At 49.5% G+C, this 18,637-nt stretch carries 21 protein-coding genes, 2 pseudogenes and 1 other annotated feature; of the genes and pseudogenes, 4 read left to right on the top strand and 19 right to left on the bottom strand.

Annotated features, from left to right (window positions below; translation table 11 throughout):
• Positions 1–21: 21 nt before the first annotated feature.
• The 15 genes and pseudogenes from BLT35_RS26145 to BLT35_RS00740 form a co-directional block, all read right to left on the bottom strand.
• Positions 22–512: pseudogene (locus BLT35_RS26145) on the bottom strand (YIEGIA domain-containing protein); the annotation flags it as partial.
• A 73-nt stretch (positions 513–585) separates the two neighbouring features.
• Complete coding sequence (locus tag BLT35_RS00800) at positions 586–1,266, bottom strand: YphA family membrane protein (protein ID WP_217634690.1); 681 nt, start codon at positions 1,264–1,266, stop codon at positions 586–588.
• Positions 1,267–1,278: 12 nt separating this feature from the next.
• Complete coding sequence (gene fni / locus BLT35_RS00795; protein WP_175471909.1) at positions 1,279–2,334, bottom strand: type 2 isopentenyl-diphosphate Delta-isomerase; 1,056 nt, start codon at positions 2,332–2,334, stop codon at positions 1,279–1,281.
• 48 nt (positions 2,335–2,382) lie between these two features.
• Positions 2,383–3,585, bottom strand: coding sequence for a 30S ribosomal protein S1 (gene rpsA / locus BLT35_RS00790; RefSeq protein WP_062408877.1), 1,203 nt, complete (start codon positions 3,583–3,585; stop codon positions 2,383–2,385).
• A gap of 84 nt (positions 3,586–3,669) precedes the next feature.
• Entirely contained in the window at positions 3,670–4,251 is a 582-nt protein-coding gene (locus BLT35_RS00785; RefSeq protein WP_062408878.1) for a lysophospholipid acyltransferase family protein, read from the bottom strand.
• Positions 4,252–4,253: 2 nt separating this feature from the next.
• Complete coding sequence (gene cmk / locus BLT35_RS00780; protein WP_054818268.1) at positions 4,254–4,934, bottom strand: (d)CMP kinase; 681 nt, start codon at positions 4,932–4,934, stop codon at positions 4,254–4,256.
• Between the two features lie 108 nt (positions 4,935–5,042).
• Entirely contained in the window at positions 5,043–5,282 is a 240-nt protein-coding gene (locus BLT35_RS00775) for a hypothetical protein (RefSeq protein WP_074726801.1), read from the bottom strand.
• A 60-nt stretch (positions 5,283–5,342) separates the two neighbouring features.
• A complete protein-coding gene (locus tag BLT35_RS00770) occupies positions 5,343–5,996 on the bottom strand; it encodes a flagellar brake protein (RefSeq protein ID WP_074726800.1) in 654 nt (217 codons plus the stop codon).
• A gap of 144 nt (positions 5,997–6,140) precedes the next feature.
• Entirely contained in the window at positions 6,141–7,496 is a 1,356-nt protein-coding gene (gene ypeB, locus BLT35_RS00765; RefSeq protein WP_062408880.1) for a germination protein YpeB, read from the bottom strand.
• Between the two features lie 111 nt (positions 7,497–7,607).
• Positions 7,608–7,772: a hypothetical protein gene (locus BLT35_RS26695; protein ID WP_171005814.1), complete on the bottom strand. Its 165-nt coding sequence runs from the start codon at positions 7,770–7,772 to the stop codon at positions 7,608–7,610.
• A gap of 54 nt (positions 7,773–7,826) precedes the next feature.
• Positions 7,827–8,519, bottom strand: a complete 693-nt coding sequence (prsW, locus tag BLT35_RS00760) for a glutamic-type intramembrane protease PrsW (RefSeq protein ID WP_062408881.1) — start codon at positions 8,517–8,519, stop codon at positions 7,827–7,829.
• A gap of 16 nt (positions 8,520–8,535) precedes the next feature.
• Positions 8,536–8,784 (bottom strand): annotated as a pseudogene (locus BLT35_RS00755) (glutamate dehydrogenase); the annotation flags it as partial.
• A gap of 140 nt (positions 8,785–8,924) precedes the next feature.
• Positions 8,925–10,436 (bottom strand): DnaB-like helicase C-terminal domain-containing protein, encoded by a 1,512-nt coding sequence (locus BLT35_RS00750; protein ID WP_074726799.1) that lies wholly within the window; start codon positions 10,434–10,436, stop codon positions 8,925–8,927.
• Positions 10,437–10,526: 90 nt separating this feature from the next.
• Positions 10,527–11,126: a genetic competence negative regulator gene (locus BLT35_RS00745; protein WP_062408884.1), complete on the bottom strand. Its 600-nt coding sequence runs from the start codon at positions 11,124–11,126 to the stop codon at positions 10,527–10,529.
• Positions 11,127–11,358: 232 nt separating this feature from the next.
• Positions 11,359–11,727, bottom strand: coding sequence for a hypothetical protein (locus tag BLT35_RS00740; RefSeq protein ID WP_062408885.1), 369 nt, complete (start codon positions 11,725–11,727; stop codon positions 11,359–11,361).
• Between the two features lie 124 nt (positions 11,728–11,851).
• Between BLT35_RS00740 and BLT35_RS00735 the strand changes: the two genes are divergently transcribed.
• Both BLT35_RS00735 and BLT35_RS00730 read left to right on the top strand, forming a co-directional pair.
• The gene (locus tag BLT35_RS00735; protein ID WP_074726798.1) at positions 11,852–12,040 is read left to right on the top strand and encodes a hypothetical protein; all 189 of its coding nucleotides are present in this window, start codon (positions 11,852–11,854) and stop codon (positions 12,038–12,040) included.
• Between the two features lie 168 nt (positions 12,041–12,208).
• Entirely contained in the window at positions 12,209–12,427 is a 219-nt protein-coding gene (locus tag BLT35_RS00730) for a polysaccharide deacetylase family protein (RefSeq protein ID WP_306274365.1), read from the top strand.
• On the opposite strand, the gene BLT35_RS00725 is transcribed toward BLT35_RS00730, so the two are convergent.
• Together BLT35_RS00725 and BLT35_RS00720 are read right to left on the bottom strand one after the other, a co-directional pair.
• Positions 12,417–12,635 carry a hypothetical protein gene (locus BLT35_RS00725; RefSeq protein ID WP_062408888.1) on the bottom strand — a complete coding sequence of 73 codons (219 nt, stop codon included), beginning with the start codon at positions 12,633–12,635 and terminating at the stop codon, positions 12,417–12,419. The genes BLT35_RS00730 and BLT35_RS00725 overlap by 11 nt on opposite strands.
• Positions 12,632–13,225: a type II CAAX endopeptidase family protein gene (locus tag BLT35_RS00720; protein ID WP_062410957.1), complete on the bottom strand. Its 594-nt coding sequence runs from the start codon at positions 13,223–13,225 to the stop codon at positions 12,632–12,634. Before BLT35_RS00720 ends, BLT35_RS00725 begins: the two co-directional genes overlap by 4 nt.
• Before the next feature lie 68 nt (positions 13,226–13,293).
• On the opposite strand from BLT35_RS00720, the gene BLT35_RS00715 reads away from it, so the two are divergent.
• Positions 13,294–14,202: a hypothetical protein gene (locus tag BLT35_RS00715; RefSeq protein WP_062408889.1), complete on the top strand. Its 909-nt coding sequence runs from the start codon at positions 13,294–13,296 to the stop codon at positions 14,200–14,202.
• A 76-nt stretch (positions 14,203–14,278) separates the two neighbouring features.
• Here the strand turns inward: BLT35_RS00715 and BLT35_RS00710 are convergent, their stop codons facing one another.
• Positions 14,279–14,608 carry a rhodanese-like domain-containing protein gene (locus BLT35_RS00710; protein WP_074726797.1) on the bottom strand — a complete coding sequence of 110 codons (330 nt, stop codon included), beginning with the start codon at positions 14,606–14,608 and terminating at the stop codon, positions 14,279–14,281.
• A gap of 186 nt (positions 14,609–14,794) precedes the next feature.
• Positions 14,795–15,037: a binding site (T-box leader), on the top strand.
• Positions 15,038–15,113: 76 nt separating this feature from the next.
• Between BLT35_RS00710 and serA the strand changes: the two genes are divergently transcribed.
• Entirely contained in the window at positions 15,114–16,697 is a 1,584-nt protein-coding gene (serA, locus tag BLT35_RS00705) for a phosphoglycerate dehydrogenase (RefSeq protein WP_062408890.1), read from the top strand.
• 91 nt (positions 16,698–16,788) lie between these two features.
• On the opposite strand, the gene BLT35_RS00700 is transcribed toward serA, so the two are convergent.
• Positions 16,789–18,636, bottom strand: coding sequence for a HAMP domain-containing sensor histidine kinase (locus BLT35_RS00700; RefSeq protein ID WP_062408891.1), 1,848 nt, complete (start codon positions 18,634–18,636; stop codon positions 16,789–16,791).
• Position 18,637 lies beyond the last annotated feature (1 nt).

Here is an 18,637-nt window from a genome sequence, read left to right as displayed (position 1 = left end):
CGGAGCTCCTCCGCCTACCTTATTTTTGTACATCGTCACCACGCGCACGGCAAGCCGGCCGTCATTCATATCCAGCCTCGCAAGAGGGACCAGAGAAGGCTCTCCTTCGTCCCGGTAAACGCCCATAATCGTTGATATATCATGGAGAAGCGCCTGCCTTTGTCACGGATTGGCGATCGTAACCCGTGCATTTTTGTCCTTGGGCACCAGTACCAGTCCGAGTGCTTTTTCGCGGAGAATGTTTTGTGATTCACTTAATCCCGCATTCTTACGTCCCTGAACTGCTGAGCGGCCATGGCCAAAAACGTAATGGCGGTATAGTTTTTCTCAAGCAGAGACGGTACGGCTACGGCACCCAGCCCCGCCGCAATCACCCCCAACGAGAGGTGAATGATTTTCCCATGAGGATAGGTCGGGTATTGCCGGTAATCCGTCCTTAGCATCGTAAACCGGGCGGCTACCCCAAACAATACGCCCAAGACAATCCCTACGGTATACTTTTGCTCAACGATCCAAGCCTACATTTCAATCCACTTCCTTCCGGATTTTTTGACCGGCCCAGATTCACCAATGTGTTGAAGTCCCTTACTCCTTGCGCTCCCGTATAGCATTCCAAACATAATAATACGCTTTTTTGCATCCTGCAGCCGCTGACTCCAACACAAGCGAGCTTCCTCTTGCCGCATAGAGGGTCAACCACCATACATCCTGAAACCCCGCATGACCTATCACTATATCCGTTTGTTCCCGATGGGAATAGGCGTACATTCCCTCTCCAATAAGCAGCCCCAGAGACAAAGCGGCTACCTGGAAAGCAGGCCAGCGCACCAGTGCAGAAACGAGCAAACCATTGATTATCGCCATCGTCCACTCTGGATTAAGAATGATCATCGCCGGCATCAGATGGATGGTTTCCTTCAAAAAGAAAAAAACCGACCCGAGCAATAGTCCTACGGAGAATAGATGAAAACGCAGCAGCATTCCCCGGGTTCGCAAAATAACCAGAAACGACACCGCCAAAAGTAAAGGAACGCAGCCGAATATCCGCCATTGATCCAGCGTAAAGCTCCAGCCCAGTAAAAGCAGCCAAGCAATAAAAAAAAGAAGTAGACTCAGATGAGTAATACCTCTTAATATAATCTCTTTCCAGCCACTGGCGAACAAAATCAGCGATACAACAATCAATAATAAGGACAGATAGCCCGCGTTCATTCGCACCACCCCAAATGTAAACACCCAGCTCTTTACCTTAGTATGGCTTTCCATATTTGGTTTTAATCAAACTTTTCGGTATCCCGTACGCAAAGCGTAAGAGCTTATATCCACCCCGCGAGCGGCGCACCACTCCGCCGTTTCTCCCGTTATCACTACCGGCATCTCATGCAAACGTTCTATGGAGTTTGCACCCATCGCCGTCATCAGGAGACGAAGTTCTTCATGGAGCGTCACGATGTGGGTCACAAGCGCCTCCGTTCCTTGTTCGCGCAGCACTTTCAAGAGAGATCCTGCCATGCCTACAGCGGATGCGCCAAGGGTTAAAGCTTTGCAAACCTCCAGCGTCCGGGAGATCCCTCCCGCGGCAATAATAGAGGCGTCAATTTGATTCCGATGCTTAGCTTCCAACACTTCAAGAAGTGCGATCGTTGTCTTGCAGCCCCAATCATTCAGCCAATCCATAGGAACACGGCGTCGTGCATTCTCTATGGCAGCGAAATTGGTACCGCCTGCACCCCCTACATCGATTATTCGTACACCGCATTGAAACAAAGCCTCCGCGCTTTCCTTGACCATGCCGAAGCCGACTTCTTTTACCATGACAGGCACGCCGACTTGATCGACAATCGTTCGGATCCTTTCCAGCACCCCGCAGAATTCCCGGTCACCTTCCGGCATAATCAGCTCCTGCATCACGTTCAAATGAATCTGCAGAGCGTCTGCCCGAAGCATGTCCACAGCGCGTAAAGCTTGCTCCAGCGTCGCTTCGCTCCCTAAATTCCCGAAAACGATTCCTCCCGGATTTACCTTGCGGACAACACGGTAACTGGATTCCACTTCCGGATTCTTGATCGCCGACATTTGAGAGCCGACGGCCATAGCGAGTCCCGTCTCTCTCGCCGCCGCTGCCAGTTCCCTGTTAATTTCTTCCGTCTCATGAGCTCCTCCGGTCATCGCATTAATGACAATCGGCGAGCTCAAATTGAGTTCGCCGATTGAGGTTTGTAACGATATCTGGTCCGAAGAAATGCCCGGGAGACAATTATGGATCAGCTTGATATCGCGAAAGCCATGCTCATCGCTATGACCAAGCTGCAGAGCATGATGTACATGCTCCATCTTCCTTGATATGCGCACCCGTATTCCTCATTTCTTGAGATAAATGGCTTATTTGAATTTGCTTAATTTATCACCAAAACGCTCACCCAGCGTTAAGTTCAAGCTTTGAAGCTCTTCATGGGAAACCGATTCTCTTTTGGATCCTCTTTCTCTATCCGCTTTCGGTTCACGAGCTGGCGCTTCTTCCGTTTCTTTAATGCTCAAGGAAATGCGTTTTTCATCAGGATTCATATCAAGCACTTTCGCCTGAACCTCTTGACCCTCCTTCAGCACTTCAAACGGAGTAGCGATGTGACGATGAGCAATTTGGGAAATATGAACCAGTCCTTCAACACCTGGAGCCACTTCGATGAATGCGCCGAATTGAACAAGACGCTTGACGGTCCCCGTTACGATATCGCCAATTTTAATTTTGTCCTGCACCTGCTGCCAAGGTCCCGGCTGAGTAGCTTTGATGCTCAGGGAAATACGCTCATTCTCGGGATCAACCTTCAGCACCTGAACTTTAACCTGATCGCCTTCCTTTACAACTTCAGAAGGGGTTTCAACATGGTGCCAAGCCATTTCAGAAATATGAACCAGACCGTCTACTCCGCCGATATCGATAAATGCACCGAATTGCGTCAGACGCTGAACCGTACCGGTCAACTCTTGACCGACGGAAATTTTGGAAAGAACTTCCTTCTTCCGGGCTTCGAATTCTTCATCCAACACATCTTTTTGAGAAAGAATCACTTTGTTTTTTTCGCGATCCATTTCTTTCACGCGCAAACGCAGCGTGCGGCCCTTGTAATCGCTGAAATCCTCAACAAAATTGCGCTCCACCATGGAAGCCGGCACAAAACCGCGAAGACCTACGTCAACGACCAAGCCGCCTTTCACCACTTCAGCAACTTTTGCCTCCAGGATCGTTTTATTTTCCATATCGGCCGCCAGCTTATCCCACGCTCTTTCATTATCGATAGCGCGCTTGGAAAGCACCAGCTTTTCCTTGTTGTCGTCAATGGTCAATACCTTTAATTCCACTTCCTGACCTACTTCAACACCTTCAGCGGCATTTTCCAATTGAAGGGAAGATAATTCACGCACAGGAATGACGCCGTCATATTTGTAACCTACATCGACGATGGCTTGGTCGGAATCGACTTTAATCACTTTACCTTTAACGATATCGCCTTTCTTAAGAACGACGACATTCGCCATGGATTCTTCTTGAGATGCCTCTTGCTGTACATTTGTTTCTTCTGTCATATCAATTACCTCCTTAACAACCTAACCACAGTAATGTATTTTAGAAAAAATTTCATCATCGTTTTTTAAGTATGCCACAATTTCTCATTTCGATTCGTGCTGCTTCACCATAGCGCGAATGACGGTCATAATTTTGTCAGTAGCCTGCTCCAATCCTTCCGGACCTCCGTCGGCAAATTCACTGATGTCAACCGGCGGGCCGTAGACTACCTTCATCCGTCTAAAAGGCTTGTAGCTGCCGATGATGGCTGCAGGAATAACGGTCGCTCCCGATTTCATCGCCAAGCTGGCCGCACCTTTCTTCCCTATGCCTCCGGCGTTGCTTCGCGTGCCTTCCGGGAATATGCCCAGCATATGGCCGTCTTTCAGAAGCTGCAGTGAAAGTCGAATCGATTCTTTGCTGACGCCGCCGCGCTTGACCGGAAAAGCTCCGATTCTCGGAAGAATATAACCCAGGACCGGGACTTGAAACAGCTCGGCTTTGGCCATGTAATGAACCTTGCGGTCAAGCGGCGTGCCCAAAACCGGCGGATCCCAGTTGCTTCTGTGATTGGCGCAGAGCACCACGGCGCCTTCCTTGGGAATGTTTTCTCTCCCTTCGGCCTGCAATCGGAATAAAATACGGAACAAAAGACGGAAAATACCGCGAAAAAAAGTGTACAGCAATCTTAGTTCACCCCACTTACACGGGTCTTGCAGAGCTCCAATATGCGATCCACCACTTCGGGTATCGTCATTTCGGTGGTATCCATCCATACGGCATCCGGCGCTTTCACAAGCGGCGAGGCCTCGCGCTGTTCATCCATCCGGTCCCTCTCCGCAATTTCGCGTTCCAATTGCTCAAGCGTAATATCCGGTCTGTCGCCGCTGATTTCCTTGAGTCGTCGTTCGGCACGGACTCTGACGCTTGCGGTCAGAAAGATTTTCAATTCGGCATCCGGCAATACATGACTGCCGATGTCTCTGCCGTCCATAACAACACCTTTCTTGCTGGCCAGTTCCTTTTGCTTAGCGGTTAGAATACTGCGGATTTCGGCGATGGATGCAATCCTGGACACATTCCCTGTCACCTCTGCCGAACGAATCATGCCCGTAACGTCTTTGCCGTCCACAAAAACCAATTGTCCGTGCTCGCCGGGTTCCAAACGGATATCCAATCTTTCCGTCAGCGCAATCAAATCCGCCGTTTGCTCCAGTGGAAGGCCCTGCTGCAAAATACTCCAAGTAACGGCCCTGTACATCGCGCCTGTATCAACATATACAAAACCAAGCGCATTTGCTACGAGACGAGCTATGGTGCTTTTGCCTGCCCCTGCCGGACCGTCGATGGCGATGTTAAACTTCTCCAAGATGAGGCCTCCTTAATACAATGAAGCGGACGAGCATTTTGAAAAAAAAACAGGCCGAAGCCTTAAGCAATCAAAATTATACCATAGTTTTCCCTATGAAGCAAAACTCTAGTGCCTAATCCGGTTTATAGCCGGAGAGGAGGCTGACGGATAGGGATTGCCTTCGAGCTGTTCCACTTTTACTAAGAGATGCCGAATCTGCGGATGCTGCAGCAGCAGCTGCAATACGGCCAATGCCATCATAAGTATAACGAGCATGACGATCAGCGCTTTTTCCACCCTTTGAGCAAACAGCAAAAACAAGTCTTCGTATCTGCCCGTCGTTTCGTTATGATTCTTAGGCTTCATGAGCATGCCACCCTGTTATTTTGGATGGTAGTATACCCTATGACAGGAAAAATATGCCCTTTAATTTTTACGGATTTCGAGCTGCCTTTCGAAGCAGAAGCGGATAATCTTTTGCCGGTCGCGGTCGCTGATTTCGGCGTAACGCAGGATGACCTGCTGCTTTCCCGTTTCCACGGGCTTTACGCGCACGATTTCGCTTTTGAACGGCACATGCTCGATTTGCCCGTTCTTATAGTGAATCAGCAGCATGCAGCTTGCTGTTTGCCCGGTATGAGCGGGAATGTAACCGTCGCAATAAAAGGAAATGCCGCCGCCGCTGACATCCTCCGTCAACGTAACGAACTGCAGCTGCTCAGATAATTTCACGGCAATCTCAAGTTCGGCAGGCACACGCAAAAAATTTCTTCTCTGTGCCTTTGTTATGGATTCGGGCTGCGGTTTTTTGATGTGCACCAATCTGATGACATCATCTGAAAAACCGGTAACGGAAGTGTTAAAATAATTTTTCACTCCGTCTTCGGTAATGAAATAAACGGAAAGCTCGTCCCCTTGGTATAATCGCTTGAAACGTCCTGTTTTATCCGACATCGGAATCTCCATGCTGATATGGGATTCCGTGATATCGGCTATCCTGGATTTATACTCTTGTTTCGCTTCTTCCTCATCGATGGAGTTGATTTGTATGTACAAAATTTGGTTTATTTTTGGTAGCAAAGCCCGACCCCTCCCTGTGTGCTTACCGCCAAGTCTTTTTGTACTGTGCAGCCTACTTGATTATTATAGCATTCCAGGTGCATATGGAAAGGGGACAACGAAAAAAAGCCCTTACTGTTGAAGTACGGGCTTTTTTCACACGAATTATTGACTTACAGCGGCGGCTTCATCCGCTCCCAAATGGTCGATTTTTTCTTCGGCACCGGAGTCCGCATTAATGTAAACACGGTACACGCCTCCATTCACGCGTCCGACATACTGATAGCACAAGACCTCTTCATCAATATCGTTGCGAATCAGCGCTTTATCCACACTCGTAACCTTGAAGTTCGGACTTAATGTTTTGAGCGCTTCTTCGTTCGTCAGCTTGGGTGCCGGAAGCTGGCGGTCTTTCTTATCGAACACATAATCGCTTGCCTCAAGTCCGGTCACTTCCCCATTATCCAGCGCCACTCTAACGGCTACCTTCTCCAAATAATTGATCACATCATTCGTCCGGGCGGCGAAAGTCAAGTTGGCTGTATTGTAGTATTCGTCATAACTTACGGCTGTCATATCCTTATAGTCATGTTCGTCCAGAAATTGTGCCGCAATATCTCTGGCTTGGCGCAAATCCAGCTTCTTTTCAGGAACATCGCGCGGGGCCGAAAACCATAGCAGCTGTCCGCCTTTGCTGGAGAAATCCATCTGAATTCCGTCCGGCGAACCGTCTCTCGGCGCGCTTACGCTAAACGAATGGTTCTCGGTACCCGCCCCGTTCTCGACCACCTTCAGCGCGGATGCATCAATCCCCAGGAATTTTGCCGCCTTTTGCTTTACGTCCTCCGCCGTTACCTCCGGTCCCGAGAGCATGCTGATATCCCGTCTTTGATACATGCTCATCACGGCGGGACTCCAACTGATCTCCGGATATTCACCTACCTTTTTGTCCATGGTGGAGAAGCCGTCAATAATGGCGTTGTCTTGGTTTTCTTTGTTGGAAGCCAGAGCGAGCTCTACATCCATCCAACGTAAATTGTTCTGAAGGACTTTCGTCTGGACGTCGCGCAAATCTTTCGCAATTTCGGTGGAATGCTGGTAAAGTGCGTTCATCGTCTTGATCTCCTGCTCATCCAGCGGATGCTTGCTCAGGTCGCGGACGGCAGCGCGATAAGCGAAATTGGAGATTTTGGACAAAAAGTCTTCAGTCTTGCTGAACGGAAGCATGGTCAACGGCAGCTGGCTGATCTCATTCTGCGCCTGGCTGGTAATGCGCCAAACGTTGATCAACCCTTTTTTGTATGCATCCTGTGAGGTGGAATTCACTGCGAGCGTATTGCCGAGCTCGGTGTGCAGCTTGTCCAGATGAAACGATAAGTCATGGAAAGCACGTTGATATTGATTTTCCGCCTTCATCAAGATCGTGTTTTTTTCCTGATGCTCGAGGTACCCCCACACCCCGGTCCCGATGAGCGCCAGCAAAAGAAACGGAAACATGACGATGCTCAATCTTTTGTACATTTTCGACAGATCTCCCTTCATCAGAAAAACTTGGGCTTAGTTTGCGCTTGAAGGTAGATCCTTTATGCAATCAACAAAATAAAAAAGTCGGCTTCCGCCGACCCTGACACTTCAGAAATCATGTGTTTCGATGTCAAAATCCATTTCATTATTGCAGATGCACTGCTTAAAGCCGGTATCAATCTTTCCTTTTTCCTTCCGGCCCCTCAAAATAAATTTCTCTCCGCATCTTTTACAGCGGATCGTTACTTTCACGCGCGGGCTTGCTGCGGTCATGGCTTCCCTCCGGTATGCGCAATCGTTATTGTACTCCCATTATGGGCAAACCGGCTATATTTTAATCCGTTCTTCCCGTGTTATCCTCCCGAGAGGCGACTTGGCGTTGGCCCGGTTCACTTTCCACAGGCTCCGCAGCCACAAGAAGCACATCAGCGGCGCCATAAACCAAACCCAATACGATTTGGTGGCAAGCAAAATATAGTCAAAAATGCCGTGCCAGAAAAACGGCAGCGCGAAAGCATAGAACAAATGCCGATTGGTCCGTTCCGGAGTAAATCTCGCTTTGCCGAAATGAAAACCCATCATGACACCGAACATGGCGTGACCCGAAACGGGCAGGAATGCCCGCATCATCAAATCCGCAAAATGAAGATTGCTCAAAAAAGCGTAAATGACATTCTCCAGCGTGGCGAACCCGAGAGAAACGGCCACGGCATATACAATGCCGTCGTAGGGTTCGTCAAAGGAGGTATGCTTGAATATAACAAAATAAATGATGAACCATTTAAAAAACTCTTCTGGAAATGAAGAGGCGACAAATGAAAAGACAAACGGATCTTCACCGAGCCCCTGCAGCAGCGCATGTTGAAGCACCATGACAGGAAACACAAGGATCATCCCGAACAAAAAAAGCTTCAACACCTGAGAGATCGGCTCGGGATCGTAACGGTCTTTTAAATAAAAATACGACAGCAGAGCGACACCAGGCGCAATAGCCATCGTAAGGATAGATAAGACGCTCAAAGCGGCCCTCCCATCTTTACGCCCAGCCGCGGAAACGCGCAGCCTCCGCCATTTTGCGGACACCGGCCATATAAGCAGCCAAACGCATATCGACATTTCTCGTCACATGAATATTATAGACATTTTCAAACCCTTTTTCCATCATTTCTTGCAGCCTGGCATGCACTTGCTGCTCCGTCCAGTAATATCCCTGATTATTTTGCACCCATTCGAAGTAGGACACCACCACGCCTCCTGCACTAGCCAGCCCATCAGGTTCCAGCAGGTCATCGCCCTTGAATACCCCAGCTTTGTAAGGGTCTGTTCAATGCTGTGCTGTGTCGCGTGAAGAACGTTTAAGTTGTCGGTCACAAGCAACCCACCCTCTGTTCAAACCTTGGAAGGAGATCAAGCCTTCCTCGGCATTTATGGGTTCGCCGCTACTACAAACACTGCCTTTTGGTCATGAAAACGCAATTGGATTGTCTTTAAAGAACCGTTTCGGTGTTTCAGCAGATGGAGAGCTACGCCACGCCCTTGGTTCGGCTCCCCGACGGGCTGCGGCTTTAACAGCATAATAACATCCGCAGAGGCCTCCACGCCTTGCGGAAGAGCTTCTTCCCCGATATCCGAAGGAATCGCTGCCAGAACGGGACCGCCCCGCTCTCTGGACCACTGCTTGAGGACATAAGCCAGCATCGTCTGATGCTCGCTTGCCGATTTGGGAGTCTGCTGCAAGCCGGTCACAGGAATCCGGTTAAGATGATCAATGAAAACGACCGGCGTTTTTCCTGCCATCGCCCCGATTCGCTCGATGGAAGCCATCACCCGGTCCATGGGCGTGTCAATGGAGCATTCGATCGTCCACAACATTTTGCTGATTTGGGTATACTGCTTGTTCGCATCACTTACTTCTTCAGGGGGAACTTTACCGCTCAGCACTTTTTGCGGCTCCGTGCCGATGATGCGGGCAATGCTTCGAGCCCATAGCTCAAAAGCCGTCATATCCCACGAAACATAGACGACTGGCGTTTGCTCGGAAGCGATATGATCGGCTATTTGTTTCATCAGCATCGTTTTGCCGGATGAGGCGCCTCCAGCAATCAAATAAAGCCCGCTGCGCAGCCCGCCGAACAACGTTTCATCGAGTTCCGCAATTCCCGTAGGAATGCCGGACGACTGGCCGCGGTGTCTTTTCATATATTCTTCCGTATATATCGTAATATTTTTTACATCGGGGGCGATGGGTAGCATCATCGTTTCTTCCATCGTTTCATTTAACAATTTCATGAAGGTATCCAACGGATGTTGTACGCGCACGAAGAAATCGTTGACATCTCTTATGGATTCCGGCATTTGAACGATGAGCGCCTGCTTGGCTATCGGTTGCAGCATGGTCAGTATTCTTACACTTTCACTCCTGCCAAGCTCATCATTACCGAGACAAATAAACACTCTCTTCTCCCTAAGTTTCTCCGCATGACTATCCTTGAAGGTCATCCAGACAGGTACGCATACCGCCGGGAGCCGGGCCTGAGCCAAGCTAAGAACATCGAAGACACCGCTTGCGAGAATGACATCCTCCGTTTCTTCCAGGATCTGTTCATTAAACATTATATCATCGACACCGAGCAGCGATTTGTATTTCGGTTCGCGATGATCGATCGAACGACCGATTAAATCAACGGCAGCGCCTTCCGCATCCGCTATCGGAATGATCACCCGGTTTTCAAAATAATCCCCCAGTTTGTTTGAATTCACATAAAAACCGATTTTACCAGGCTCGAAGCCGATCCGGTAACGTTCAACCGTTTCCTGAGCGATGCCCCGCCGCTGCAGATACAAGAATGCCTCCTCGCGCAGCTGTTTCTGATAATGAACGACCAGCTCCTCTAAATCAAAGGTAGCTACGGCCGCGCTTCTATTGGTTCCCGACATCGCCTTACTTCCCCCCGCAAAAAAAGCATTCCAACAAAAACGAACGTTTTTGTGAATGCTTCATGTCTTAGTCTGTGTAGACAGGATTAGTTAGAATTTAGCGCAAAGCACCTTCACGGCATCGGATTCAATGACCGTTTTGCCATATTCCTCAAGCATGGCTTGCGTAACCGAAGTCGCCTCCCCATACTCCGATAAAACGGCTACAATCAATTGCAGCTGTTTATCTTCCATATCGGCTGCGTCAAGGAGCAAGATCCACTTGTTTTTGTATGAATACAGAGTTCCGCCATTCGTCAATAACGGGTTAATGACTTTGGCCATGCGAAGCAGGTCTTCGAAATCATGAAAAGCATAGGTGACCTGGTCCGTTTCATCCATAGTCACTTCAAGCTCGTATACCTCTTCCAAGTCTTCGTCAATCGCATCTTCACCGTGGCTAAAATTCATCTTGCCCCGTGTTACGATCACCATCATTCCTTGTGCCGGCATGGCCAGCACCTCGACGGCAAGCGGACCTGTTGCATCAAAGCCAAGCTCCATATAAGCCTGATCCATCATTTCACTAAACAGCTCGTGCACCTTAGGTATTTCTCTCCACATGTCATCCTTATGAATGCCGCGCTCCGTTAAGTCATCGAATGTGAGGAAAATCCGTATCTTGTCCTGACTTAAACGCTCCATTTTCATACTGGATTCCTCCCTTGCCGACTGTAATAATATCTTATGAAGTTTGGGTTACAAAGGTGAGCCATGGCCCTGCGATTCATGAAATGAAGAGCTTGTATTTTCATGATATGACTATTATATCACAAACCTGAAAGAAAAGAACGGTTATACCCCTAAAAATAACACAATAAAGAAAAAGACACAACCGCCGTCTTTGAAAGACAACGCTGTGCCCGATATCTAATTCTGAAAATTAATGTGCGCCATATTGTTCTTTTCCCGCATTGCTGTCCAAAATTTTTTCTACAGCGGCCTTTAGTCCGGGATCTTGATTTACAATATCGCTAACCTTGTTCAACCCGTCTTCTTTAAATAAATCTTCATTCAAGCCCTTTTTCGGCTTATTCGCCTTCTCTTTGGATCCTGATTGAAAGGATTGAGATTCCGACGCGCCCGACTTGGTTTGACCTATTGTGCCCGACGATGACGCCATGCCCATCGACGGGTTTACCGAATCGCTGCTGCTGAACGCGGCACCGAACAACGATTTGTTTCTATTGGACAAATAGACGACAGCCGCCGCTCCTACAAGTCCTCCGAGCAAAAATGCTCCTACTCTCATAGTCCATCCCTCCGCTTAGATTCGTCTTCCTCATTTATTCTCCTCTATGTAACATGGAGACATGCATGATAAAATAAGGAAAGCTGTAAGCCAACAAACATGACGTTAGAACAGGAGCTTCCTTATGAAGAATAACTGGCTTCTCTTGTCCGCGGCGGCGCTGGTCCTGACCTCTTGCGCCAATCCGAACGCCAACACGCCGGCAGCCGCACCGGTTCCTGCAAGTCCGGCGGCCACGCCCGCTTCCCCTCATGCGGCACCGCCCGCGGCCGATCCGGGAACCCCCTCCTTTGGAACAAAAGAAGCCGCCTGAACCTTCAGCCCCGCAGGAAAAGCTCAAGCTATATATGATGAATCCGAAAACGGCGCCCAAAAGGCTGTGCAGGAGCTGACAGGCAAAGCCCCGGCCTTTTACCGGCCTCCCTTCGGTTCGGCCAGCGAGGCAGTCCGTGCCAAGGTAAAAGAGGAGCATATGATTTACATGACATGGTCAAACGGTTCCAAGAACTGGGAGATGATGGTCAAAAAAAATAATCCGGGCCGGATCATCTCAAATGTATTGGAACAGCTTCGTCCCGGAAGCAACATCTTGATGCACGAACTGCCCTGGACAGCAAAAGCGCTGGACACGCTCCTGACCCGATTGAAGAAAAAGGGCTGCGCCTTCGTAGATCCCGAAACGATCGAAATCAGGAATTAAACAGCGTCCAGCCCCAAATCAAAAGACCTGCAACAAGGAGTACAAAAATCCACAACAGCGACCGATAAAAGATAAATACCCACTTTTCTTTCTCGGTCGGGTGAACCGTTTGTCGCGGCGGCAGGTAATGATCATCCAACTCCGCCACCGCTGCGTGCTCCGGTTCTTTGCGTTCTTGTTGTAACAAGGTTTGTCGTTTCCTGCTCATGTTTCCTCACTCCTGAATCGAAGGATGCAGCCCATGGTGAAGTCGATGAGAAAGTGAGCTGCGATCGGAGTCCACAGCGAGCCCGTTTGGATATAAATCCAGCCCAGGCCGTAGCTGATGCCAAATACAAGCCCGGTCATCAGCCAGTGCTGCAAATAACGGATATGAATGGCGGCAAACAATATGCTTGTCCAATAAGGCCCCCAGGAAGCCTGGATCGCACCGCGGAACAACAGTTCCTCGCAGAACGCCACGACCAGAGAAAGCAAAGCGATATGCCACAACGGCCTGTTTTTGAAAATCTTTTCATTAATGCCGCCGTCATCTGTCACTTCAGGAGGGACCTTGCTTGAAATCAATAAATCGACTATGACCACCGCTGCCGCGAAACCAATGCTCCATATAAGAATGCGGGTACCCGCGGCGATGGAAAAGATGGCGCTGAACTGCGGTTTTTGAAACAACAGGATCACCACAGCCGCGATCAGCACGACCAATTGGGTTACATACAGATTGATCAGCAAAAAACGATCGTCTACTTCATCCAGATTGACTTTTTGAAATTTAAAATGCTTTATGAATTTTTTCATCATGATTCCCTTTTTCGACATTTTCACCTATACTATCAGCATACAACAGAATCAGAGGTGTTCACCACATGGACAAACGGTTGACCCGAACGGATTACCTATTCGCCGTCACTTTTATCTTTATGCTTGTCGTGGCACTTGGAGCATTTTTCTTCGGCTTGAAGATGGGACAAGAGCGGACCGCGGTAAAATATGAAAAAATGCTCGCCGAGAAAAACGAAGCGGAAAAGGGTTTTGCCGCTTACCACCAACAGTATCTGGTGTCTTTCTATCATACCATTTATCAGCCATACAGGGAATTTCATAAAAGATGGTTCGACAAAATGGAAGAGCTGCAAACCAACAGTCCGGCGGACGCTTCCCTGATCCTGAAGGAACTCGCCAAGCTGGCGAAAGAAACTTACGACGGACTGGGCGCTAAATCGATGCCCGATTCCTCGCCTCTTCTCAAAGAGGCGCATATGAACTATATGAGAAGCTTAAAACTGTTCAATGAAGCGCTCGGCGGATACCAATCCAAGGCCAATGCGGTACCCGGTACCGAGCTTGTCTCCCAGCTGGATAAAGACGCTTACCTTGAGGAAGCGAAAAATTATGCGCTGCGGGCCGAAAAAGAATACTACGAATCGATCGTCAAATGGAATCAAACGGTGAATGAACAGTTCAAACCGATTGACGTAACCAAACCGGTATCCATCAACGATTGGAGCCGTCTTGGCCTGAATATGAAAAACGAATACATAGCTCAAATGATGATGACTTCCAAGTTATTCAAAGCGTTCACACCGCAGGATTTAACCGCCCGGATCGATGAAATGCTTGCTTCCGGACAAGCCAAGAATTTGAATTTGCAGGAAATTGAGGGCATCGTTGATGTTCTGATCGCAACAAACGCAGTCAGACCGGGCGATTTCCTCCGGGGCAAAAACAGATATGCGAATGAGACGCTGCCCCAGCTTCCTTTCTTCACCAATTAACCCTATGCCTTATCGGTCGTACCGCAAAAATAAGTACCCTGTCGGGTACTTATTTTTGCTTATACAAGGAAAAGGTTTAATCGTACTGAAACCCGCGCAGCGCAGCCAACGCAGCCATTCCTCCATCCACATTGACCACTTGATCAAACCCCTGCTGCTTCAAATAATAGCTGACATTGGCACTTCGTACGCCATGGGCGCACACGACATAGATGGGTTTATCCTTGGGAAGCTCCCCCAGTCTTTCCGGAATGGAATTCATCGGCATAAGAACCAGCTCATCCCAGCGATAATACTCCCATTCGTACGGCTCTCTTACGTCAATAATAAGGGAATCTGATAATTCCCCGTTCTCCAGCTTTCGCTTGAAGTCTTCCGGCCCCACTCGATCAATAGGATATTCCATGAGTTCCTCCTTGCATCACTGCTCATTTCAACCTCTATCTTAGCATGTTTGACCGCTCCGTCCAAACGAACGGGAATAGAAATCCAGGAAAAAAATATTCACAAAGATTTCGTATTTTAATTTCAGTTCGACACCTATTGACAAGGCCGAAACGGTCGTGTTAATCTAATGAAAAATTTCACTTGCAATAAAGCCATGACGGAGCCAAGCATATGACGAAACGTTCAGAGAGCCGGTGGTTGGTGCGAACCGGACGAATTTCAATATGCGGAGCACTCCTGAGTTGCTGCATCGAACTTGAAGTAGCTGCAGCCGGCCGGAAGCCGTTACCCTTCCGGGTCTGTGAATTCGGCAGACCACAAGAGGCTGTTCGCGCGAGCGCACAGTGAATTAGGGTGGTACCACGAGAGCCAGCTCCTCGTCCCTTGTATACGCTAGTCGTGTCGGGGTGGGGGGCTTTTTTTGATGCTCCAATGTTATTTTTATACTAATGGAGGGTTATGAAATGTTTAAAGTATTAGTCATGGACGGAATCAGCGACATGGGGATTCAAATGCTGTACGAGGCACCGGATGTAGAGGTAGAGAAAAAGAACGGCTTGTCCGAGGACGAACTCGCAGCCATCATCGGCGAGTATGACGCCCTGTTGGTGCGCAGTGCAACCAAGGTGACCGAGCGCATCATGTCTGCCGGTACCAAGCTGAAGGTCGTCGGACGCGCCGGTGTGGGCGTGGATAACATCGATCTGGAAGCCGCGACCAAGCGCGGGATCGTGGTCATCAATGCCCCGGACGGCAACACCATTGCCACATGTGAATTGACGTTCGCTATGATGATGGCTATTGCGCGTTCCATCCCGCAGGCATACAAGAAAACGGTTGGCGGAGAATGGGACCGCAAAACGTTCGTTGGCGTCGAACTGCGCAATAAGGTGCTCGGAGTTCTCGGCATGGGCCGAATCGGCAGCGAGGTAGCCAAACGCGCGAAAGCTTTCGGTATGCAGGTGATCGGTTACGATCCGTTCCTGACAGAAGAACGTGCCGAGAAAATCGGGGTGAAACTGGGAACGGTAAACGACATTTGCGCCAAAGCGGATTTCATTACGGTGCATACTCCGCTTACCAATGAAACCCGCCATATGATCAGCCGTCCTCAGTTTGAAACGATGAAAAAAGGGGTTCGCATTATCAACTGCGCCCGCGGCGGGATCATCGATGAGCAGGCTCTTGTCGAGGCGATTGATTCCGGTATCGTGGCCGGCGCTGCCTTCGACGTATTCGAACAGGAGCCGCCTGCCCCGGATCATCCATTCCTGAACCATCCGAAAATTATTGTTACTCCGCATCTTGGCGCTTCCACCGTTGAAGCCCAGGAGAACGTCGCCATCGACGTATCCGAAGAAGTGCTGCATATTTTGCGCGAGCAGCCGTTCAAAAATGCGGTCAACATGCCTACGGTACCGGCTAACGTTCTGAACGCACTGCAGCCTTACTTCAACTTGGGCGAGAAGCTCGGCTTGTTCCTCGGCCAAACCGTCGACGGGCCGGTCAGCGAAATCGTCGTGAACTACGCCGGCGATTTGGTCGACGTCGATACGTCCCCGCTCACCCGGCATATCGTCAAAGGCATATTGTCGAACCAGCTTGAAGGAGTCAATATCGTTAACGCCATGCATTTGGCCAAAACGAGGGACGTCAAAGTGATCGTACAGCAGTCCTCGGCTTCGCCGACGTTTACCAACCTGGTCTCCGTTACGCTCAAGACCAAGCAGCAGCAGCACTTGCTCGCCGGTACTTTGCTTGCGGGTTATGGTGAACGCATCGTGCAGATCGATCAATACCCGGTCGACATCGCTCCATCCGGTAACCTTCTGCTGATCTCCCACAATGACCGTCCGGGGATTATCGGTAAAGTAGGTACCCTTTTGGGCAGCAATGATGTGAATATCGCAACCATGCAGGTAGGCCGCAAGGTCATTGGCGGTCAGGCGATCATGGTGCTGACAACCGACAAACCGACGCCTAAGGACGTTATTGTGCAGCTGTCTCAGCTTCCTGAACTTACTGACGTTATCGAACTGACCCTGTAATCCGGTTGTTTCACGAACAACAAGAAAAAGTTGGACGATTCAACAAATAAAATAAAGCCTCCGATGACGAATCGGAGGCTTTTGCTTGGTTTTACACACCTTTGCAGGGAAGCGTGATAGAAAATGTCGTTCCCTGTCCGGTTTGACTTTTCACCTGAATGGTTCCATGATGAGCTTCGATGATATTTTTGACAATTGCAAGACCAAGGCCGGTTCCTCCGTTGGTTCCCCTGGTACGGGCTTTATCCGCCTTATAGAAACGTTCGAAAATATAAGGAATATCCTCCGCCGGTATGCCATAGCCTTGATCCGAGACTTCGATCAGAATGGCATGTTCACCTTTGTAACGCTCTTCCGACGCTCTGATTTCGATTTGAGCCCCTGCAGGTGTATGCCTAAGCGCATTATCCAGCAGATTCGTCATAACCTGCTCAAGGCGATCCTCGTCCGCTTGACAAAGCAGCAGCGGTTTATCCGGCAGCGTACAGCTTATCGCGATGCCCCGTTCTTTAGACAGCCCCGCAAATTTCCGGTGTATCCGCCTGAGGAAAGCCAACACGTCCAGTTCCCGGAAATGAAGCTCCATATTCCCCGTCTCCATCTTGGCCAGATCGAGCAAATCCCTGACCAGTCTGCCCATCCGAAGGGATTCGTCATGAATGACCTGCGCCAATTCTTTCCGTTCCTCCGGCGTGGCCGCGATATCATCGATGAGCGCCTCACTGTATCCCTGCATCATAGACAGCGGCGTCCGCAGCTCATGGGACACGTTGGCCACGAAATCCGTTCGCAGCTTCTCCAGACGAAACTCCTCCGTGACGTTGCGCATCACGGCAACGACACCGCGTACGATATCTTGGGAGTACAAGGGCGCCATGACGACGGACCATACATCACTTCTGACATGAACCTTGGAGGTCAGTTCTTTCGCTTCTGAAATCACGGATTCAAAGAGCGGCCTGAGCGGCTCGGGAATGGTGCTCATCGAACCACTGCCCGCTTGCCCGCCGGTCAGGGCAGGCTTTTCATCCGACCACTGGATCTGATTCCATTCCTGAATAATTTTCTCCCCTTGGGGATTCGTCAGTATGACACGCCCGGCCGCATCAAAAGTGATGACGGCATCGGTCATGCTTCGCAGGACGCTGGACAAATGCTCCTTCTCATGGTTGAGCGCTTTAATCGTATCGGAAAGCTGCCCGCCCATGTGGTTGAACGTTTGAGCCAGCTCTCCGATCTCGTCCGTAGATGTAATCGGCACACGAGTGCCGTATTCTCCCTTAGAGATCAGATCCGCCGCCTTTTTAAGCTGCTGTATCGGTTGGGTAATACGGGTAAGAAGGAAAAAGGCGAAAAAGGTGGTCATTAAAAAGCCGGCAACCCCAACCACCACAAAAAGCTTTTTCACATAAGCCTGCGTCTCTTCCGAGGACTGGGTAATCTGATACAGAATCAGCGCTCCGGCCACCTGCGATTGTTCCTTATTCATGAACGGCACGGCAACGGCCGTATATTGATTCTCCAGCTGTGTATTCGGCATGCCGCTATTTCTAAGGCGGTTGTCCTTAATCTCACCCGCAAATACTTTCTGCAGATCCGAATTCAGAAAAAAATCATCATAGCGTATTTCCCGATGATCGGGTTGACCGACCGGCGCCTGAATCTGTCTAAAATCCGTAGTAACGATGATGACGCTGGTATCCTGAGCGCTTAACAGCTCATTAACGACCTGCAAGTAACGCCGCTCTTCCTGGTGCAAAGAAATCTCACTGGCCACCTTCACCGCCAATTTGCTCAGCGTTTCCGCCTGGTCCTTCGATTTAGGGAATGAGGTTTCTATAAAACGGAATAAAAAAAGGCTGAGCGTAAGCAGTACGACAACGACCAGCCCGATAATCGTGATCCACAGTTTGCCTACGACGCTTTTGAAGATAAACACG

The organism is Paenibacillus naphthalenovorans (assembly GCF_900099895.1).
Lineage (GTDB): Bacteria > Bacillota > Bacilli > Paenibacillales > NBRC-103111 > Paenibacillus_G > Paenibacillus_G naphthalenovorans.
The sequence above is the reverse complement of the archived record's forward strand: the minus strand, read 5'-3'. Positions and strand labels throughout refer to the sequence as shown.